Below are 20,616 nucleotides of genomic sequence, written 5' to 3'. Positions count from 1 at the left end.
TATCACGACTAATGGCGCCTGTAGCCCTTGCTGTTGCTTTAGCAGGGTGTAGCACGCCAAATCTGTATAATAATCAGGTGCCATTAACGGATATTACTGCGGTAGCCGCTCAAAGCTCAACCGCCTATTTAAGTAAAGCCAATACCAGCGATGGCGCAGAGCGTACTAACTGGGAGATCATGGCTGTTAAGGCAATGATTCTCGAAAATAAATGGCAACAAGCCGATCAATGGATTGCTAAACTCTCACAGCAATCTATGAATCCCACTCAAATTGCGGAATGGCAACTTGCGCGTGCAATGGTTCGTGAGCATCAGGGTCAACCACAAGCGGCACTGAACAGTTTAAATTTTCAACCGTCATGGCAACTAACCAAGAGTCAATATCAACGTTATTACACCCTACGTGCCAACCTCTTGGAACAGTTAAACCACCAATTCCAAGCTGCACGTGAACGTACTAAACTGGATTATTATTTAGATCGCAGCCAAAAATCGGCTAACTGGCAACAAGTTTGGCATGATCTATCAGGTTATACCAATGCTCAATTAGGCAGTGTTAAGCTAACAGATAACGAAAGTGTACTCAAAGGTTGGGTTGAACTCGCAATGTTGAAAAATAGCGCGACCTTATCACCGATGAAACTCAAACAAGCACTTGAACAATGGTTATCTCGTCACCCTCAACATCCGGCGAATCAATATTTACCCGCTGATTTAAAAGCATTAATCGAGATGAAAGCGATTAAACTTGATAATATTGCGTTGTTATTACCACTTTCAGGTCGTTTTGCCGAACAAGGTAAAGCTGTTCGTGATGGTTTTATCAATGCAATGATGGATGATAAAAACCGTGATGCTGATAATGAGCTCAATATTTATGATACTGAAGCTCAATCAATCCCAACAATCATGGCACAACTACAACAAAACGGTACCCAGTTTGTTGTCGGCCCACTACGTAAAAATATTATCACTGAATTCCAACAAGATAATACCAGCCATATCAATATGCTGGCGTTAAATATGCCATCACAAATCAGTAATAATAAACCCAATGCGTGTTATTTTTCATTATCACCAGAACAAGAAGCTCAACAAGCTGCACAGCGTATTTATGCTGAAGGTCATCGCACCCCAGCAGTACTAGTACCATCAAATAGTTATGGCCAACGTGTCGCACAAGCATTTAATCAGCAATGGTCACAACTTGATGGTCAATCAGCATTAACGGTTAGTTTTGGTAATCAAGCTCAAATACCGCAACAAATAAGAGCCGCTTTTGGGCATGGTACAGGAAGGCATGCCGATGCTATTTACATGGTCGCAAGTCGCAATGAAGTGATGATGCTAAAACCTTTTATTGAAGCAGCAATGCCGCCAACAGGTAATCCAGCACAAATCTATACCAGCTCACGCAGTAACCCTGATAGTCATAATACCAATAGTGAATTACGTGGTATCGAAGTCAGCGATATTCCATTACTGATCAACCCACAATCAGCATATATGGAACGTTTTAATCAGCTATGGCCAAATCAAGGTAATACCAGTATCCGTCTACATGCATTTGGTATGGATGCTTACTTGATCGCGAAACAATTACCAGAGATGCGCGCTAATCATGATTACAGTATTCAAGGGGAAACAGGAAAACTTACAGTCGATAACCAATGTGTTGTTCAGCGACAAGTAGATTGGGGAAAATTTAGTAGCGACGGAATAACCCCCCTATCATCAGCAACTCATACGCCAACAGCACCAATATCCAATACCGCTGATAATATAAATCTCATAAATGGTGAGACTTCTGCCCAGTAAACGTCAGATTGGCCAAGTCTACGAACGAATGGCGGAACAATATTTGTGCCGCCATCATTTAACGCCTATTGCACGAAATTTTAGCTGCCGTAGTGGTGAGATTGATTTAATCATGCGACAAGGTAAATGTTTGGTGTTTATTGAAGTAAAATACCGAACGCAATCTCATTATGGTTCTGCTGTTGAAGCCGTTAATTGGCGAAAACAACAAAAACTCAAACGGGCGGCTTTTTTTTGGATGCTCAAAAATGGCTTCTCAATTGAGCATTGTCAATTTCGCTTTGATGTCATTGCCATTCAAGGTCATCACCACCATATTGAGTGGTTTACTAATATATTAGTTGAAGGTTAGTCATGCTAGAGAGCATTCGAGAAAGTTTTACCGAAAGTATTCAAACCCAAATTGCTGCAGCAGAAGCACTACCTGATGCGATTTCAAAAGCTGCACAAGTGATGGTTCAAAGTTTATTAAATGGTAATAAGATTTTAAGTTGTGGTAATGGCGGTTCAGCAGCAAATGCTCAACAACTCGCATCATGCTTAATCAATCGTTTTGAAATTGAACGACCAAGTCTTCCAGCACTTGCACTGACAGCAAATAGTACTGTTTTAACGGCAATTGCCAACGACTATCACCATGATGAGGTATTTTCAAAGCAAGTTCGCGCTTTAGGTCAAGCGGGTGATATTTTATTTGTACTCTCCACGAGCGGTAATAGTAAAAATATCATTAAAGCGATGGAAGCGGCTCTTACACGTGATATGACGATCATTGCCTTAACGGGTAAGGACGGTGGTGAAATGGCGGGCTTGCTCGGTATACAAGATGTTGAAATACGCATTCCATCACAACGTACAGTCCGTATTCAAGAAGGCCATTTATTAACAGTCCACTGTTTATGCGATTTAATTGATCAAGTTTTATTTCCGCATAACGAAGGTTAATCGATGAAGTGGTTATTGACGTTACTGGTTATATCAAGCCTATCCTTGTCAGGATGCTCTGTGTTTTCAACCAAAGATCCACGCAATAATAGTCAGCACTGGCAAGATCAAAAAATAGAAATGGATATTGCTGGCATTACTCATACGCGTGAATATACCAAACAATTAAGTGTCGATAGTATAGCTCTTGGTGGGACCATATTATTGGTTGGACAAGCAACATCACTGCCAATTAAACACGCATTTGTTAACCAAGTGCGTCATTTGACTGGTGCTGATCGTATTTATGATCAAATTCAAGTACGACCGTTGTTAACAATGACCAGCATTAGTGAAGATGCGTGGTTAACGACTAAAGTGAAATCACAACTCATTGCCAGTAAACAACTGACCAATGTCGTTATTAAAGTGATCACTGAAAATAAACGCGTATTTTTATTAGGCTATGTCGCTCCCGAACAAGCAGCAATCGCGACTAATATTGCACGTAACATTTCAGGGGTTGAACACGTTATTACACTGTTTGAAAAACCAGCCACTTTCTAACGCAGACCTTCGTTATTACACCATAAAAAAACGCAGCCAATGGCTGCGTTTTTATTTTAGCAGATTGCCAATATTATTTGACAACGCGTAAGCTTGGACGACCACGTGGGCGTGGTGGCTCATCATCAGGTTCATCACCGTCAGCCGCTTCAGTAACGACTGCAAATGGTGAAACTGTTGGCGCAACCATATCATCAGCGCTTTCGTCTTCTAACGCTTGCTCATCATCATAGATAGCAGAATCAGTATCGTATGCTGCTTCTGGCTCAAACATCGTACCTGCACCGTTTTCACGCGCATAGATAGCCAAAACAGCATACATTGGTACGATAACAGAATGTGGACGACCACTAAAACGTGCACTAAAGCTAACCGCTTCGTTGCTCAATTCTAGATTACCCACAGCCATTGGAGCTATATTAAGGATGATTTGACCATCACTAACAAACTCCATTGGAACCTTAACACCAGGCAATGTCGCATCAACGACTAAATGTGGCGTAAGGTCATTATCAACCAACCAATCATAAAACGCGCGTAGCAAATAAGGGCGACGCGGCGTCATATTTTCCATATCCATAATTACTGGCCAGCTAAACGCATTTCACGTTCAGCTTCAGTCAAAGAAGCAAGGAATGAATCACGTTCAAATACGCGCGTCATATAAGCCTTCACTTCTTTAGCACCAGTACCACTTAGCTCAATACCCATTTCAGGTAAACGCCATAGTAGTGGAGCAAGGTAGCAATCAACTAAGCTAAATTCATCACTCATAAAGAATGGGTATTCAGCAAATACAGGTGCTAGCGCTAATAACTCTTCACGTAATTGCTTACGTGCTTTATCAGCTTCATCAGCAGTACCTGAGTTAATCTTATCCGCTAATGAGTACCAGTTACGTTCAACACGGTACATCATTAAACGACTATTACCACGGGCAACAGGATAAACAGGCATTAGAGGTGGGTGAGGGAAACGCTCATCCAAGTACTCCATGATAATGTTAGCTTGGTATAACGCTAATTCGCGATCAACCAATGTTGGAACTGAACTGTATGGGTTCAATTCTAACAGATCTTCCGGCAGGCTCATTGGATCAACCAGCTCAATTTCAACACTAACGCCTTTTTCAGCTAGTACGATACGCACCTGATGGCTGTAGATGTCTGAAGCATCAGAATACAGAGTCATCACAGAGCGTTTATTGGCAGCAACAGCCATCAACCCCTCCAGTATATTTAATACACAAAAAGCAACGGAGACTTGAGCCCCCATTGCGAGATTCTTAACCCACTAGATTACCTTATCAGTGGACATCACGCCAATATTCTTTCTTCAACAACACCGTTAATACCAAGAATATGCTAATAAACCCTATTACCCATAACCCTAAACGTTGTCGCTCTAGCTTCATTGGCTCGGCGGAGTAATCTAAAAAATTCACCAAATCACGTACCGCAGTATCATACTGCTGGGAATTTAAGCTGCCACTGCCATCGGTTTCAATACCCATAAGAACTTCGGTTGGGCTACCATCGATCATTTGAGTTTCATAGATTCTACGCGGTACACCTTGTAATTCTTCAAGCACATGTGGCATACCTACACTAGGAAAAAGGCTGTTATTAACGCCAAATGGACGACTAGGATCAGCATAAAATGCATGTAAATACGTATATAGCCAATCAGTACCTCGTACCCTTGCCACCATCGTTAAATCAGGTGTCGGCGCACCAAAAGAAGCCGCTGCATATTGCTTTGACATTGAATTCGTCATTAAATCGCCGATTTTTGCATTAGGGTTAAAGATTAAATTTTGCCGCATAAGATCAAGAGGGATCCCTAAATCAGTTGCCACTCTTTCATAACGCTGATATTGAGTTGAATGACACCCTGCGCAATAATTGACAAACAATTGTGCGCCACGCTGTAAAGATGCCTGATCGGTCAGATCATTATTAGCGGCTTCTAAATTGGCATTTCCACCACCTGCAACAGCACATATCGGCAACCACAACAGTAATCCTACAATCCATTGTTTCATTTAAAGTTCACCCTCTTCGGTAGCGGTTTAGTCGCTTCATTTTTACTGTAGAAAAACAACACAATAAAAAACATAAAATAGGTAAAACTAAATATTTGAGCTAGCACAGTGAACAATGGCGTTACAGGTAACGATCCTAAAATACCCAATGCGATAAAACTCACGGTAAATTGAGCCAGATTGATTAAATGCCCCTTACTGCGGTAACGAAATGAACGTACTCGACAACGATCAAACCACGGTAATAAGAACAGAAATATAATGGCAGCGCCCATCGCAGCAACCCCTAGCAACTTATCGGGGACAGCCCGCAAAATGGCATAAAACGGGGTGAAATACCAAACAGGCGCAATATGTTCTGGGGTTTTCATTGGGTTAGCGGCTTCAAAATTAGGCGCTTCTAAAAAATAACCACCCATCTCCGGCGCAAAAAAGATCACATAACTAAAGAACAATGCAAACACTGCGATCCCAATCAGATCTTTTACTGTGCCATAAGGATGAAACGGGATCGAATCAATAATGTCGTATTTTCTAGTATAATCTTGATGAAAAGTGAACTGGGTTTGATAGTCATCACCTTGGCTACCTTTAGGCAACTTCGTATCAATACCATCAGGATTATTTGAACCCACCTCATGTAATGCCAGCACATGCAATACTACCAACAATAACAAAACTAACGGTAAAGCAATAACATGCAATGCAAAGAAGCGATTAAGTGTGGCTCCCGAAATGACATAATCCCCTCGAATCCATAACGTGAGATCATCACCGATCACAGGAATAGCCCCAAAGAGGGAGATAATAACCTGCGCCCCCCAGTAAGACATTTGTCCCCATGGCAGTAAATACCCCATAAAGGCTTCTGCCATCAGCACTAAAAAGATCAACATCCCAAACAACCATAATAGCTCGCGTGGTTTTTGATAAGAGCCATAAATTAAGCCACGGAACATATGTAAATAAATCACCACAAAAAATGCTGATGCTCCGGTAGAGTGCATATAGCGCAGTAACCATCCATACTCAACATCACGCATTATGTATTCAATTGAAGCAAATGCTCCATCGGCTGATGGTACATAATTCATGGTTAACCAAATGCCAGTAACGATTTGATTCACTAGCACTAACATCGCTAATGAACCAAAAACATACCAAAAATTAAAATTCTTTGGCATTGGGTATTGTGATAAATGCTTACGGTACGCATTAGTTACAGGTAAACGTTTATCAATCCAATCAACTAAACCCGCCATTATGCCATCTCCTTATCAAGCCCTATCAAAATAGTGTCATCATCTAAGAATTGATGCGGAGGAACGACCAAATTAAGCGGAGCAGGCACACCTGCAAATACACGACCAGCCATATCAAAGGTCGATCCATGACAGGGACAAAAGAAACCAGCAGCAACACCATTAACCTGTTCACTAAAACTATTGGGTAAATACGTCGGTGAACAACCTAAGTGAGTACAAATACCCACAGCTAAAAATATTTCAGGCTTTAATGAACGGTAGTCGTTTTGGGCATAAGTTGGTTGCTGAGGTTCTTCAGAGATAGGATCTCGAAGTTGATCATTATGCGTCGTTAATTGTTGTAAGACGGCTTGACTGCGTCGAACGATCCATACGGGTTTTCCTCGCCATTCAACACGGATCATTTGTCCGTCAGCTAATTTACTAATATTAACCTCAACGGGTGCTCCAGCTGCTTTCGCTTGTTCGCTTGGATTCCATGATTTAATAAACGGGACTGCAATTGCAATCGCACCAATACCGCCAACGACGGACGTTGTTGCCGTTAAAAAGCGACGTCTTCCATTATTTATTCGCACATTGCTCATCCATTTTCTCCAATAGCTCCTGCTTGGATTTTTTATTTGCTCTTTTTTATATCCCTAACGTTTAGCTTGAGGCCTAACAAAAAAAAGAAGGCAGTAACAACTTTGCTACAGTTTTAAATTATCATCAACATTTAAAGAATAAGTAAAGGTCAGCATATTCACAAGTTCAAGCTCTTGTTTAGCAACAAATGTTGGATATAGGGTCTTTTTCGTTATTATGCATGGGTGTTTATAGGAAAATAGTAGGTGCGAGGTGCGAGGTGCGAGATGCGAGGTGCGAGGTGCGAGGTGCGAGGTGCGAGATGCGAGGTGCGAGGTGCGAGGTGCGAGGTGCGAGGTGCGAGGTGCGAAAATAAGTAATTTACCAACGGTAAGCAAACTACACCATAAAAAACTGCGACATAAAAAAAAGCCCAACCCGAGGGCTGAGCTTTTCTGTACACAGTAAACCAGATATAAAACCTGGTAGCGTAATATTAACGCTTAGAGAACTGTGGACGACGACGTGCTTTACGTAGACCAACTTTCTTACGCTCAACGCAACGAGCGTCGCGAGTAACGTAGCCAGCTGAACGTAGTGCAGGACGTAGAGTTTCATCGTATTCCATAAGAGCACGAGTGATACCGTGACGGATAGCACCAGATTGACCAGTGATACCACCACCTTTAACAGTGATGTATAGGTCAAAATTCTCAGTCATACCTACAAGCTCTAGAGGCTGAAGAACTACCATGCGCGCTGTTGGGCGGCTGAAGTACTCTTCGATGCTACGCTTGTTGATTACGATGTTGCCAGTACCCGGTTTGATGAAAACGCGAGCTGCTGAGCTTTTACGGCGACCAGTGCCGTAGTATTGATTCTCTGCCATTGTCATAATTCCCAATTAGATGTCTAGTACTTTAGGCTGTTGTGCAGCATGGTTGTGCTCAGTACCCGCGTAAACTTTAAGCTTACGGAACATAGCACGGCCTAGAGGACCTTTTGGAAGCATGCCTTTAACAGCAGTTTCAATAACCATTTCTGGTTTCTTAGCAATTAGCTTATCAAAGCTGATTGACTTAAGGCCGCCGATGAAGCCAGTGTGGTGATGGTACATTTTATCTGTACGCTTCTTACCAGTTACTGCTACTTTCTCAGCATTGATAACTACAATGTAGTCACCAGTGTCAACGTGTGGAGTGTACTCCGGCTTATGCTTGCCACGTAGACGAGAAGCGATTTCAGTTGAAAGACGACCTAGAGTTTTACCTTCAGCGTCAACAACATACCAGTCACGTTTTACAGTTTCTGGTTTAGCAACGAAAGTTTTCATGCTAATTAATACCCATTATTTAAATAGTTTCACTTACTAGAACCATCAAATGATGATTCCTCTGTTAAGAGCCCAGTCATCACCCCTTCGAGTGGGTGGCACTCCTGGCTTTCGCCATACAGGTACGGTGGGTCGCAAGATTATAGAGAAGGGTGCGGAAAAAATCACCTTTTTTCCCAAAAAAAATGGTTTTTTTTCATATCGACGCTCATTAATTGCTAATTAGGCCAATAAATCACAACTTAATGTGTGCTAATCACACGAAATTTACAAATAATTGCTGTTGTCTATCATTTACCATCAATCAACCAAATGTGTTTTTGCTAGATATTGCTCACTTTGCATTTCAATTAAACGTGAGCAACAACGCCTAAACTCAAACAATAATCGACCTTCAATATATAGTTCAGTTAATGGGGCTTCAGCTGACATGATCAAGACGACATGGCGTTCATAAAATTCATCGACCATAGCAATAAAGCGTCGAGCAGCATCTTGGTGGTGTTCTTTCATTACCATCACATCAGCCACCAACACGGTATGATATAATTGTGCTATCTCAATATAATCATTTTGACTACGTGCGGTTTGACATAATTGCTGAAAGCTAAATTGAACAATACCATTGGCTTCACGTTGAGCGAGAATTGGTCGCTGATTAATCATAATATCTTTTGTGTTATAGCGCGGTTCTACACTCAACTGTTCAAAGTAATGCGCTAAATTGTCATTGGCTTGTGGCCCTAATGGCGAATAATAAATTTCAGCTTGTGCCAATGTTCGTAAACGGTAATCAATACCTGAATCAATATTAACGATGTGGCAATGCTGTTCAATAAGCGCAATCGCGGGTAAGAATCGTGCACGTTGCAAACCATTTCGATATAAATCATGGGGAGCAATGTTAGACGTTGCGACTAAAGTAATTCCTCGCTTAAACAAACCATCAAGCAAGGTTGCCAAAATCATCGCATCGGTAATATCACTAACATAAAATTCATCAAAACAAATAATATCGGTTTGTTGTTTAAAATTATCTGCCACATGCTCTAGCGGATCCTCAACCCCATCAAGCTGTTGTAACTGTTGATGAATTTGATACATAAAACGATGAAAATGGATCCTTAATTTCCGTTGAGTAGGCAAACACTCATAAAAGGTATCGACTAAATAGGTTTTACCGCGTCCAACCCCTCCCCAGAAATACAGCCCTTTTACTGGCACGATATCTGCTTTGCTATCTGAGATAGGTAATAATGTTTTAATTACTGACCATAATCGTTGCCATTCTGTCGTCGCAGGTAATGGCTTAATGGGGGTAATTAACCGATGGTATAAATCATCTAAATGAGCCACCGCGGCGGCTTGCGCTGAGTCTGCAAAAAAATCAATACATTGCAGGTCTGCATTATATTTATTAAGTGGTGTCAGCATCTTCATTTGATGTTATTCCTTTTCATCTTATTGCCATAAAATCAGAGCATCACTTGTCACAATATATGATTGAATAAGTATCATGCACATCCGGCTCAAGGTATAGTAATAACGTTATTACAGATAAATAAACAGTATTTTGACTTAAAAAACACGAATTAACACCAAAAATAACAAGGAGTTATCATGACCATGAGTTGGATTATTGCAGCTGCTATTTTTATTGCAGGGATCTTTGTTGGTTACATCATCAGTCGCTTGACCAATAAAAACCAAAACCAACAAATATCACTTAAAAAAGATCTTGATAAATCAAAGTATGAATTAGAGCAATATCGACAAGAACTGGTTGATCATTTTGCCCGTAGTGCTGAATTATTAGATAACGTCTCTAAAGATTACAGTAAACTTTATGAGCATATGGCAAAAACATCAGCGGAACTTATGCCCAATTTGCCCACTCAAGACAACCCATTTGCACAACGAATTGCAACGTTAGAAGCAGTAGAAAATAATGAACCCATTGAAGATGAAGTAATGGATCATCAACCACGAGATTACGCCAATGGTGCAACAGGGCTATTTAGTGATAAACCCACTGCCATTCAAGACAATGAAATTCCAGCGGCAGAACCACAAGCAAAAGCAAGTTAATATAATCCCGTAATACCGCGCCGACTTAACAAGAAAAGTATAATCACGGGAACTTAATTCCAGTTAGCAAGTCATACTTTAACTTGTTAACTCGGAGTTAAATTATGCGTAAAAAAAACCTTTTCGTTATTAGTGCATTAGCGTTAACAGTTAGTACGCTGATGACTCCCCTTGCCGCTAATGCTGCATTACCTATTACCGTCAATAATCAATCAATGCCTAGCCTTGCACCTATGCTTGAGCAAGTCACACCGGCTGTTGTCAGTATCGCGATTGAAGGCAAGCAGCTTTCAAAACAACAACTACCTGACTCCTATCGTTTTTTCTTTGGGCCTGATTTTCCAACCGAACAGGTTCAAGAGCGTCCTTTTCGAGGTTTAGGCTCAGGTGTCATTATTGATGCTGATAAAGGCTATATTGTAACGAATCAGCATGTGATCAATAACGCTGATAAAATCATGGTTCAACTTTATGATGGCCACGAAGTCACAGCTAAACTGATTGGTAGTGATAAATCGTCAGATATTGCGTTACTGCAAATCAATACCCCGCAAAAATTAACAGCGATGAAATTAGCCAACTCAGATAAATTACGTGTCGGTGATTTTGCCGTTGCGATTGGTAATCCTTTTGGGCTTGGACAAACCGTTACCTCTGGAATTGTATCAGCCTTAGGTCGTAGTGGTTTAAATCTGGAAAATATTGAAAATTTCATTCAAACCGATGCCGCAATTAATAGTGGTAACTCTGGTGGTGCTCTGATTAATCTCAATGGTGAACTCATTGGTATTAATACTGCAATACTGGCACCAGATAGAGGTAATGTCGGCATTGGCTTTGCCATTCCATCTAATATGGTTAATAACCTGACGGCACAAATCATTAAATTTGGCCACGTTCAACGAGGTACGCTAGGTGTGCAAGGGCGTGAACTCACCGCCGAATTAGCGCAAACATTTGGTTATGACACCAACCAAGGTGCATTTGTAAACCAAGTTATGCCAAACTCAGCGGCACAAAAAGCGGGGTTAAAGGCTGGCGATATAATTACTTCTGTAGATGGTAATCCGATACGTTCATTCAGTGAATTACGCGCTAAAGTGGCAACATTAGGAGCAGGAAAAACCTTAACCTTACAAGCCATGCGTAATGGTAAATTACAGCAATTCACTGTCACTCTTAGTGCGAGCAAAGCGAATAGCATTAACGCAGATGATCTTCATTCAAGCCTAACTGGAGCGCAATTTACGAATGTAACCGTAAATGGAAAAGCGCATGGCGTTGAGATCTCACAGCTAGTTAAAGGATCGGTTGCAGCACAAACAGGATTACGAAAAGGGGATATTATTATTGGTCTCAATCGAACCGTGATCAATAACCTTAATCAACTACGTAAGGCACTAGACCACCCACCTAAAGTCATCGCATTAGAAATTCAACGAGATAATAATGTGTTATATCTGATTATTCGTTAATTTTATTTAATTGTGATCACTTAGATATGATTGTCAACTCAATGTAGCAATGGCAATCAGTACAATAGTTGGTCTCACTTCAGAGGGGTGCTATTCTGTTAGCACCTTTTTCTTATTCATTTTATAAGGACCGTTAATGCTGGCATTTTTTGGTCGTTCTATTGTTCTCGGCCTTATCACAGCCATTATTGTATTGATTGCCGTCCCTGATTTACGTTCGACGACACCAGAGTCTTTATTATCAGATAACAACTCAACCCCGCTTTCATTTAATTATGCTGTTCGTCGAGCTTCCCCTGCTGTAGTTAATATTTATAACCGCCGTTATGATAATAATAATAACGAAGAACGTGAGTTGCGAACTCAAGGGCTAGGATCTGGCGTGATTATGAGTGATAAGGGCTATATTGTGACTAACTATCATGTTGTTGCCCATGCTGATCAGATCATTGTCGCGCTACAAGATGGTCGCGTTCTCAATGCACAATTGATCGGTTTAGATCAATTAACAGATCTGGCGGTATTAAAAATTAATGCCGATAATCTTCCCGTCATTCCGGTTAATTTACATTATAAAGCGGCTGTTGGTGATGTCGTTCTTGCCATCGGTAATCCATATAACCTCGGACAAACCACTACTTTTGGTATCATCTCAGCAACGGGACGTTCTGGCATGAGCTTTTATGGACCCCAAGATTTTTTACAAACAGACGCAGCTATAAATAAGGGCAATTCAGGCGGAGCTTTAGTCAATACGGATGGTCAATTGGTGGGAATTAATACGGCCTCTTTTCAACAAGCCACTGATATTGAAACCTATGGCATTTCATTTGCTATCCCTTATCAGCTAACGATTAAGATCATGCAAAAATTGATTGCTGATGGACGCGTGATTCGAGGTTGGATTGGGATTCAAGGTCGTGAAATAAATCCATTAATGGCACGACTTTATGATGTTGCTAAAGTTAATGGCATCATTGTTGATGGCATGGATCCGAGTGGCCCAGCATCAAAAGCGGGATTTAAGAAAAATGATATTGTGACTGAAATAGCCGGTAAAGAAGTCACAAATGTGCAAAGTGTACGTGATATCGTAACGGATATTCGTCCTGGCACTCACATTCAGGTCAAAATTTTACGTAATGGTAAAACCATGATGATTCCAGTGACGGTCGCTAATAGACCACCCGTTACTAATCCACCGAAATAAGTAGCTATTACAATATTAGCCCACAATAAACAGCAATAAAAAAAAGCCTCATATATCCTTTAACTAACAAGGAATTACGAGGCTTTTTATTTAGCTATCTAAACAATTGTAGCGATAGCTTATTCAGAAATACGTTCGATATTCATACCTAACGCGCTGAATTTCTGCTCAATAAACTCATAACCACGGTCAATATGGTAAATACGATCAACAATGGTTTCGCCTTTAGCAATGCTACCCGCAATCACAAGACTTGCAGATGCACGTAAATCGGTAGCCATCACTTGTGCACCACTTAGACCCTCGGTATCACCACAAATCACAGTATTACCTTCGATTTCAGCATGAGCACCCATACGGATTAGCTCTGGAATATGCATAAAACGGTTTTCAAAAATCGTTTCAGTAATAATACCAGTGCCTTTGGCGATTAAGTTTAATAGTGAGAATTGCGCTTGCATATCAGTAGGGAAACCTGGGTGCGGCGCAGTGCGAATATTCACCGCTTTAAGCTCACGATCTGTCATATCAAGGCTGATCCAATCAGCGCCTGTTTCAACTAATGCACCCGCTTCTTCTAGCTTCGCTAATACCGCTTCAAGCAGTTCAGGCTTAGTGTTACGACAGATAATCTTGCCACCAGAAACAGCAGCAGCCACTAAGAATGTTCCTGTTTCAATACGATCAGCAACCACTTCATGGCAACCACCAGCAAGACGCTCAACACCTTCGATGGTGATGGTTGCCGTACCTGCGCCTGTAATTTTCGCACCGATAGCATTAAGAAATGCTGCAGTATCTTCAATCTCAGGTTCACGCGCTGCATTTTCAATAACCGTCGTGCCTTCTGCTAATGTTGCAGCCGACATAATAGTCACTGTCGCGCCAACGCTGACTTTATCCATTACAATATGTGCGCCTTTAAGACGACCATCGACAGAAGCTTTAACATAACCTTCATCAAGCGTGATGGTTGCGCCAAGTTGCTCAAGACCCACAATGTGTAAATCAACCGGACGCGCACCAATTGCACAGCCGCCAGGTAATGATACTTGACCCTGACCAAAACGCGCGACTAATGGACCTAATGCCCAAATAGATGCACGCATAGTTTTCACTAAATCATACGGTGCACAAAACTCATTAACGTCACGAGCATCAATATGAACAACCGAACCATTACGAGAGACTTTCACGCCTAAACGTGACAGTAATTCCATTGTAGTATCAATATCACGTAACTGAGGAACATTGGCAATATCTACCGGACCATCAGCAAGTAATGCTGCAAATAAAATCGGTAACGCTGCATTTTTAGCGCCAGAAATAGCCACTTCACCGCTTAATGGGCCACCGCCCTGAATACGAAACTTTTGCATCATTTAGCTCTCTATAACGACATTAATTTTTTATCACGTGCCCACTCTTCAGGCGTATATGTTTTAATACTTAACGCGTGAATGTCGTTTGCTGCAATACGATCCATTAACGGACCATAAATTGTTTGTTGTTTTTTAACTCGGCTCATGCCATCAAATAATGTACCCACTGCGATCACTTGATAGTGGCTACCTTCACCTTTAACGATGATTTCATCAACGTCTAAAGCACTTTCTAGAATTTGTTTAATCTCAGAGATTTCCACAAGCTATCCTCTCTACAGCTTACTCCATGCAAGCTGCTAACATTGGTTCGATATGGCTTAAGCGAAACAGCGTCTTAAGCTGCTTAGGTACATTGTGTAATATTACACAACTCCCTGTTTGCTTAAGGTGTTGGCACAAATGCAGCAACATTACCATGCCCGCTGAGTCAACTCGAGACAAGTCAGCAAGATCGAGTGTTAATTGCTGATTATGTGGCATCCATTGCTTTCTCTGATGCCAAAAAGCGGGCACTGTGTCACGATCTAACGACCCTGACAAGCGGTATTGTCCATCCGCAATTACCTGCCAACAAATCTTATCAGCAGTCATGGTTATTTATTCTCAATTTGGATCGGCTTTGCGGCCAAATCACGTAAACTTTGTGTTACAGCATCAATACCTTTCGTACGTAGCTGACCACTCCATTCACTTTGCTTCGTTGAAAGCATACTGACTCCTTCAGCAACCATGTCAAATCCCTGCCATTCTTTGGTTTTTTTATTCAAACGTAATTTAAAATCAAGACGAATAGGTGGACGTTGTGGATCAACAATATCAACACGAACTGAAATAATACTGCGATCTGCAGGTACAGGCTTAGGTGATTCTAATTCAATTTTTTGCCCCGTATATTGGGTCAATACTTGTGCATACGACGCCACTAAATAATCAGTGAAAGCAGCCGTAAACGCATCACGTTGTGCCGCTGTCGTGTTACGTAAATTAGAGCCTAAAACTTTGTAAGCGGCATAACGGGTATTAATATAGGGTAATAGCTCTTGTTTCACTATCACGCGTAATTCTTCTGGGTTAGCTTTAATTTTTGCTTGTTCAGCTTTTAACGTACCAAATAAATGTGCTGATACTTTATCCATCATTTTATAAGGGTTAGTTTGATCAATCGTTGCTGCTTGAGCCAGCATAGGAATAGCAAGCAAACACAGCATTAAGCCTCGTACAAATTTCATGGTCATTCTCCTTCTTATTTCTTATCACCGCCAAGGCTATATAGCACTTGACCAATCATATCTTCTAATACTAACGCAGATTTAGTATCTTCAATTAAGTCACCGTTATGCAGCATCTCAGTATCAGTATCAATAAACCCAGGATTGATACCTAAGTATTGCTCACCTAATAGGCCGGAGGTCAAAATAGATGCTGAACTGGTTTCAGGAAAATAACCAAATTTCTTATTCACATTTAGAGTAACAATTGGCACATACGTCTGTTCATCAAGGGTAATCGATGTTACTTCACCAACGGTAACACCACCAACTTTCACTGGTGAACGTACTTTTAAGCCACCAATATTGTCAAAGTGCGCTTTAAGAGTATAGGTTTCAGCACTACCAAAACTTTGAATGTTAGCCACTTTAAACGCCAACACTAATAAGGCCGCAATACCGGCTAGCATAAACACACCAACCCATAATTCTAATCGTTTATTTTGTTGCATTATCTTTTATCCATGTAATTTATGCCGTCGTATACATGCGGCTAAGTGAATGTTTAGCTACCAAACATTAATGCTGTTAACACAAAATCCAGTCCAAGTACCGCCAGCGATGAATTAACTACGGTACGGGTTGTCGCACGACTGATCCCTTCCGATGTTGGTACGGCATCATAACCATTGAAGACTGCAATCCACGTAATGACGATAGCAAATACCACTGACTTGATAATGCTATTACCAATATCAGTACTAAAATCAACCGATGATTGCATCACTGACCAAAAACTACCGTAATCAATCCCTTTCCAATCAACACCGACCAATTGTGCCCCCCAAAGTCCAACTAAAGAGAACATCAGTGCTAACAATGGCATTGAAATAACACCCGCCCAAAAACGTGGTGCAATCACACGACGCAATGGATCTACCGCCATCATTTCCATACTTGATAGTTGTTCCGTGGTTTTCATTAATCCGATTTCAGCCGTTAATGCAGACCCCGCCCGACCAGCAAATAGTAGTGCCGTTACCACAGGTCCTAACTCACGTAATAAAGATAATGCCACCATTTGTCCAAGGCTGGTTTCAGCACCATATCCGGCTAAAACCAAGTAACCTTGCAGACTTAATACCATACCAATAAATAGCCCCGACACTAAAATAATCGCCATTGATAACACTCCAACTGAATACAGTTGTTTGATCAATAATGGCAACATTTTTACTGGTTGTGGCTTACACACTAACGCTCCATATAACATCAAGCTTGCTCGTCCACATGCTTGACATTTTTCGATGGTCGCTCGTCCCAATCGGGAAATAGCATCAATTATCATTTTTTGCTCATATTCTCTATTGTCATACACTGACGCCATAGCAGCAATCAGAGCGATATATTAACCAAACAAATCATCACTTAATGGTTGGGCTGGAAATTGAAAAGGCACCGGCCCATCAGCATCACCGTCTAAAAACTGTCGAACCTGAGGGTTAATATCGTTACGTAATTGTTCAGGAGTTCCACAACCAATGATCTTAGCACCAGAGAGAATATAAACATGATCAGCAATACTCATTACTTCAGGTACATCGTGAGATACAATCACAGAGGTAATATTTAAGGCTTGATTAAGATCGCGGATTAACTTGACCAATACTCCCATCGTAATAGGATCTTGACCAACAAAAGGTTCATCGTACATCATTAAATCAGGATCAAGAGCAATTGCACGTGCTAAGGCCGCTCGACGCGCCATACCACCTGATAACTCATTAGGCATCAATTGTGCAGCCCCACGCAAACCTACCGCTTCTAATTTTAGTAGTACTAATGTTCGCAGTAAATCTTCAGGTAGCTGGGTGTGTTCTCGTAATGGAAAAGCAACATTATCGAACACCGTCATATCAGTAAATAATGCCCCTGATTGAAATAACATACTCATTCGTTTACGCGCTTGGTAAAGTTCACTGCGGCGCAATGTCGGTATGTTCCATTGATCAAACCATATTTCACCATTATCTGGCATAATCTGGCCGCCAATCAAACGTAATAAGGTTGTTTTACCAATCCCTGAAGGCCCCATAATAGCAGTGACTTTTCCACGTGGAATATCAAGGCTAATATTATCAAAAATAAGCCGTTCACCGCGGGAGAAACTCATGTTTTTAATCGAAACAAGTACATCATCATTGAGCATTATATTTACGTTACCTCTCGCTAACTAGCTTGTGTAAGCGATGAATATTGATGTTATTTGACACAACAGCCTTTTATGTCACTTTTTAATAAATAACTTAAAAACAATCAGTAGATATTATAAAAATAGCGCACCGATGATAGGAGGAATTAAACATCAACTCAACCAAAGCGCAGTATTATCATGCTTTAATAGTGGATTTTTATTAAAAATAATACATTTAAGATAAAACCGACCCTAACCGCTTTATTCCATTCTAAAACAAATTAAGCTCATTATAAGCCACTTAAAATAAAACATCGTTTTAATAGTGTAAACAGATAAGTCTCTTTTCCCTACCTTAATCGGTTCTGATTCAGCAGTAGTTAATCAAGCTATCTCCCCAAACCACACCAAGATGATAATAAGTATTGGCTTATGCTTCCCTTTTGCATGAGTTAACGTCAAAATTGGCAACTCAAATTGGAAATATTTCATCAATTGACTAAAAATCGCTTTTTTAGCGGGTCGTACTAAAAAGGAATTAACATGCTAGAAGCCATTGTGTTGCTCTGTATCGGATTAGCTTTACTGGTTTGGAGTGCCGATAGATTGGTATATGGTGCAGCTGCATTAGCGAAAAACTTCGGTGTTGCGCCACTGGTTATTGGTATGACTATTTTGGCAATGGGATCTTCTGCGCCAGAAATGATGGTTTCAGCCACCGCTGCACTGGCAGATAAAACTGATACCGCGGTCGGTAATGTGCTGGGGTCAAACATCGCCAATATTGCACTAATTCTCGGTATTACAGCCATCATCAAACCGTTATGTATTAGTTCAACGATCATTCGCCGTGAACTACCCATAATGCTTGGCGTTACCGTGATTGCCGGTGCTGTTCTATGGGATAATTATTTAAGCCGTCACGAAGGCATTATTCTTGCCGTTCTGTTTGCTATTTTCTTAATCGTAATGCTTAAAATTAGCCGAGACAGTAAAAGTGATCCATTAGTTGAAGAACAACAATCAGAAATTCCAACAGATGTCAGTAATACCAAAGCGATTATCTGGGTATTTATTGGCTTAGGATTACTTTTATACTCTTCAGATATGGTAGTAGAGTCAGCAGTTACTATCGCTAAATACTATGGCATGAGTGACTTAGTGATTGGATTAACCATTATCGCAGTGGGTACGAGTTTACCAGAATTAGCCGCCTCAGTCGCCAGCGTATTTAAAGGTGAAGATGACATGGCTGTCGGTAATATTATCGGCTCTAATATCTTTAATATTTTAGCCGTAATGGGCATTCCAGGATTACTTAATCCATCAGCATTAAGTCCACTGGCTATGAGCCGTGATTTCTATGTTATGTTAGCCGTTTCAATTTTATTATTAATCATGGCCCTAGGTAAGCGCCGTCAAATTAATCGTATTGAAGGCGGAATTTTAGTCATTTGTTTTATCGCTTACCAAGCTTTCTTATTTCTTAATATCGCCGCATAACAGGAGCATTCTCTGATGTCTGGTCAGTTTGATTTTTGCAGCCATGGTAAAAAAGTACTTGATACTGAACTACAAGCCCTTGAAAAAATCCGTTGTTATATTGATAACAGCTTTACCCTTGCCTGTGAGTTAATTCTTCATTGCCAAGGCAAAGTAATAATCATGGGAATGGGAAAATCAGGACATATTGGCCGAAAAATAGCCGCAACATTGGCCAGCACAGGAACCCCTGCTTTCTTTGTTCATCCAGGAGAAGCCAGTCATGGTGACTTAGGTATGATCAAAAAAAGTGATGTCGTGATTGCGATTTCAAACTCAGGTGAAGCTGCTGAAATTCTTGCATTATTGCCAGTTATAAAGCGCCTTGGTATTGCGATGATAAGCATGACAGGCAAACCTGAATCTAGCATGGCTAAAATGGCACAGGTGAATCTTCAAGTAACGGTTGATAAAGAAGCCTGCCCGTTAAATCTCGCACCAACCTCAAGTACAACCGCCACTCTCGTTATGGGAGATGCCATCGCAATTGCTGTAATGGAAGCTCGTGGTTTTACTGCTGATGATTTTGCACTGTCTCATCCAGGAGGCGCATTAGGACGTAAATTATTACTGCGTATTGCTGATGTAATGCATAGTGGCGAGTTACTACCTATGATTGAAGAGCATGCCAGTATCAAAGATGCGCTATTAGAAATATCACATAAAGGCTTAGGAATGACGGCAATTGTTGACCATAACCAACAATTACGTGGTATTTTTACTGATGGTGATTTACGCCGTTTACTGGATAATCATATTGATATTCACAACACCAGTATTGGCGATGTGATGTCAAGTAACCCACGAACAATTTCACCACAACTTTTAGCCGCAGAAGGGCTAAAATTAATGGAAGATAACAAAATTAATGGCTTATTGGTAACAGAGAATAACCAATTAGTTGGGGCGCTAAATATGCACGATTTACTTAAAGCCGGTGTCCTGTAACACGATTACCTCAATAAAAATCATCGGTAACACCAAAGAAAATAAA

24 protein-coding genes are annotated in these 20,616 nt (G+C 40.8%); 9 read left to right on the top strand and 15 right to left on the bottom strand.

The window, feature by feature from the left end:
* Window positions 1–11 precede the first annotated feature (11 nt).
* Genes OC457_RS01745 through OC457_RS01730 form a run of 4 tightly spaced genes read left to right on the top strand, consistent with a single transcriptional unit; the run spans window position 12 to window position 3,311 of the window.
* A complete protein-coding gene (locus OC457_RS01745; protein ID WP_235866929.1) occupies window positions 12–1,820 on the top strand; it encodes a penicillin-binding protein activator in 1,809 nt (602 codons plus the stop codon).
* Complete coding sequence (locus tag OC457_RS01740) at window positions 1,798–2,172, top strand: YraN family protein (protein WP_080174471.1); 375 nt, start codon at window positions 1,798–1,800, stop codon at window positions 2,170–2,172. The genes OC457_RS01745 and OC457_RS01740 overlap by 23 nt, the downstream gene beginning before the upstream one ends.
* Before the next feature lie 2 nt (window positions 2,173–2,174).
* Window positions 2,175–2,765 (top strand): phosphoheptose isomerase, encoded by a 591-nt coding sequence (locus OC457_RS01735; protein ID WP_080174470.1) that lies wholly within the window; start codon window positions 2,175–2,177, stop codon window positions 2,763–2,765.
* Window positions 2,766–2,768: 3 nt separating this feature from the next.
* Window positions 2,769–3,311 (top strand): BON domain-containing protein, encoded by a 543-nt coding sequence (locus tag OC457_RS01730; RefSeq protein ID WP_080174469.1) that lies wholly within the window; start codon window positions 2,769–2,771, stop codon window positions 3,309–3,311.
* 73 nt (window positions 3,312–3,384) lie between these two features.
* Here the strand turns inward: OC457_RS01730 and sspB are convergent, their stop codons facing one another.
* The 8 genes from sspB to zapE form a co-directional block, all read right to left on the bottom strand.
* Entirely contained in the window at window positions 3,385–3,891 is a 507-nt protein-coding gene (gene sspB, locus OC457_RS01725; RefSeq protein ID WP_080174468.1) for a ClpXP protease specificity-enhancing factor, read from the bottom strand.
* A gap of 2 nt (window positions 3,892–3,893) precedes the next feature.
* Complete coding sequence (gene sspA, locus OC457_RS01720) at window positions 3,894–4,532, bottom strand: stringent starvation protein SspA (protein WP_065167032.1); 639 nt, start codon at window positions 4,530–4,532, stop codon at window positions 3,894–3,896.
* Window positions 4,533–4,617: 85 nt separating this feature from the next.
* Window positions 4,618–5,355, bottom strand: coding sequence for a cytochrome c1 (locus OC457_RS01715; RefSeq protein WP_080174467.1), 738 nt, complete (start codon window positions 5,353–5,355; stop codon window positions 4,618–4,620).
* Window positions 5,352–6,617, bottom strand: a complete 1,266-nt coding sequence (locus OC457_RS01710) for a cytochrome b (RefSeq protein ID WP_080174466.1) — start codon at window positions 6,615–6,617, stop codon at window positions 5,352–5,354. Before OC457_RS01710 ends, OC457_RS01715 begins: the two co-directional genes overlap by 4 nt.
* Window positions 6,617–7,207, bottom strand: a complete 591-nt coding sequence (gene petA, locus OC457_RS01705; RefSeq protein WP_080174465.1) for a ubiquinol-cytochrome c reductase iron-sulfur subunit — start codon at window positions 7,205–7,207, stop codon at window positions 6,617–6,619. The genes OC457_RS01710 and petA overlap by 1 nt, the downstream gene beginning before the upstream one ends.
* Before the next feature lie 476 nt (window positions 7,208–7,683).
* Window positions 7,684–8,076: a 30S ribosomal protein S9 gene (rpsI, locus tag OC457_RS01700; RefSeq protein WP_060998307.1), complete on the bottom strand. Its 393-nt coding sequence runs from the start codon at window positions 8,074–8,076 to the stop codon at window positions 7,684–7,686.
* A 15-nt stretch (window positions 8,077–8,091) separates the two neighbouring features.
* Complete coding sequence (gene rplM / locus OC457_RS01695; protein WP_045030122.1) at window positions 8,092–8,520, bottom strand: 50S ribosomal protein L13; 429 nt, start codon at window positions 8,518–8,520, stop codon at window positions 8,092–8,094.
* 300 nt (window positions 8,521–8,820) lie between these two features.
* Window positions 8,821–9,951: a cell division protein ZapE gene (gene zapE / locus OC457_RS01690; protein ID WP_080174557.1), complete on the bottom strand. Its 1,131-nt coding sequence runs from the start codon at window positions 9,949–9,951 to the stop codon at window positions 8,821–8,823.
* Window positions 9,952–10,146: 195 nt separating this feature from the next.
* Here zapE and zapG point away from each other — a divergent pair, with 195 nt between their 5' ends.
* From zapG to degS, 3 genes are all read left to right on the top strand, one after another.
* Window positions 10,147–10,608, top strand: coding sequence for a Z-ring associated protein ZapG (gene zapG / locus OC457_RS01685; RefSeq protein ID WP_080174556.1), 462 nt, complete (start codon window positions 10,147–10,149; stop codon window positions 10,606–10,608).
* A gap of 104 nt (window positions 10,609–10,712) precedes the next feature.
* A complete protein-coding gene (locus OC457_RS01680) occupies window positions 10,713–12,083 on the top strand; it encodes a Do family serine endopeptidase (RefSeq protein ID WP_080174463.1) in 1,371 nt (456 codons plus the stop codon).
* A 136-nt stretch (window positions 12,084–12,219) separates the two neighbouring features.
* Entirely contained in the window at window positions 12,220–13,293 is a 1,074-nt protein-coding gene (gene degS, locus OC457_RS01675; protein WP_080174462.1) for an outer membrane-stress sensor serine endopeptidase DegS, read from the top strand.
* A 119-nt stretch (window positions 13,294–13,412) separates the two neighbouring features.
* On the opposite strand, the gene murA is transcribed toward degS, so the two are convergent.
* Genes murA through mlaF form a run of 7 tightly spaced genes read right to left on the bottom strand, consistent with a single transcriptional unit; the run spans window position 13,413 to window position 18,095 of the window.
* Complete coding sequence (gene murA, locus OC457_RS01670; protein ID WP_080174555.1) at window positions 13,413–14,672, bottom strand: UDP-N-acetylglucosamine 1-carboxyvinyltransferase; 1,260 nt, start codon at window positions 14,670–14,672, stop codon at window positions 13,413–13,415.
* Between the two features lie 11 nt (window positions 14,673–14,683).
* A complete protein-coding gene (gene ibaG / locus OC457_RS01665; protein ID WP_045030117.1) occupies window positions 14,684–14,938 on the bottom strand; it encodes a BolA family iron metabolism protein IbaG in 255 nt (84 codons plus the stop codon).
* Between the two features lie 19 nt (window positions 14,939–14,957).
* Window positions 14,958–15,269: an STAS domain-containing protein gene (locus OC457_RS01660; protein WP_080174461.1), complete on the bottom strand. Its 312-nt coding sequence runs from the start codon at window positions 15,267–15,269 to the stop codon at window positions 14,958–14,960.
* A gap of 2 nt (window positions 15,270–15,271) precedes the next feature.
* Window positions 15,272–15,907 carry a phospholipid-binding protein MlaC gene (gene mlaC / locus OC457_RS01655; protein ID WP_080174460.1) on the bottom strand — a complete coding sequence of 212 codons (636 nt, stop codon included), beginning with the start codon at window positions 15,905–15,907 and terminating at the stop codon, window positions 15,272–15,274.
* A gap of 14 nt (window positions 15,908–15,921) precedes the next feature.
* Window positions 15,922–16,398, bottom strand: a complete 477-nt coding sequence (mlaD, locus tag OC457_RS01650; protein ID WP_080174459.1) for an outer membrane lipid asymmetry maintenance protein MlaD — start codon at window positions 16,396–16,398, stop codon at window positions 15,922–15,924.
* Window positions 16,399–16,451: 53 nt separating this feature from the next.
* Complete coding sequence (mlaE, locus tag OC457_RS01645) at window positions 16,452–17,234, bottom strand: lipid asymmetry maintenance ABC transporter permease subunit MlaE (protein WP_080174458.1); 783 nt, start codon at window positions 17,232–17,234, stop codon at window positions 16,452–16,454.
* 60 nt (window positions 17,235–17,294) lie between these two features.
* The gene (gene mlaF / locus OC457_RS01640; protein WP_080174457.1) at window positions 17,295–18,095 is read right to left on the bottom strand and encodes a phospholipid ABC transporter ATP-binding protein MlaF; all 801 of its coding nucleotides are present in this window, start codon (window positions 18,093–18,095) and stop codon (window positions 17,295–17,297) included.
* 528 nt (window positions 18,096–18,623) lie between these two features.
* On the opposite strand from mlaF, the gene OC457_RS01635 reads away from it, so the two are divergent.
* Together OC457_RS01635 and OC457_RS01630 are read left to right on the top strand one after the other, a co-directional pair.
* Window positions 18,624–19,583: a calcium/sodium antiporter gene (locus OC457_RS01635; protein WP_080174456.1), complete on the top strand. Its 960-nt coding sequence runs from the start codon at window positions 18,624–18,626 to the stop codon at window positions 19,581–19,583.
* A gap of 15 nt (window positions 19,584–19,598) precedes the next feature.
* On the top strand, window positions 19,599–20,570 hold the full coding sequence (locus OC457_RS01630; protein WP_080174455.1) for a KpsF/GutQ family sugar-phosphate isomerase: 972 nt from the start codon (window positions 19,599–19,601) through the stop codon (window positions 20,568–20,570).
* Window positions 20,571–20,616: the final 46 nt, after the last annotated feature.

It is taken from the genome of Photobacterium toruni (assembly GCF_024529955.1).
In the GTDB taxonomy this organism is placed as follows: domain Bacteria; phylum Pseudomonadota; class Gammaproteobacteria; order Enterobacterales; family Vibrionaceae; genus Photobacterium; species Photobacterium toruni.
This window is presented reverse-complemented; position numbering and strand designations above follow the sequence as displayed.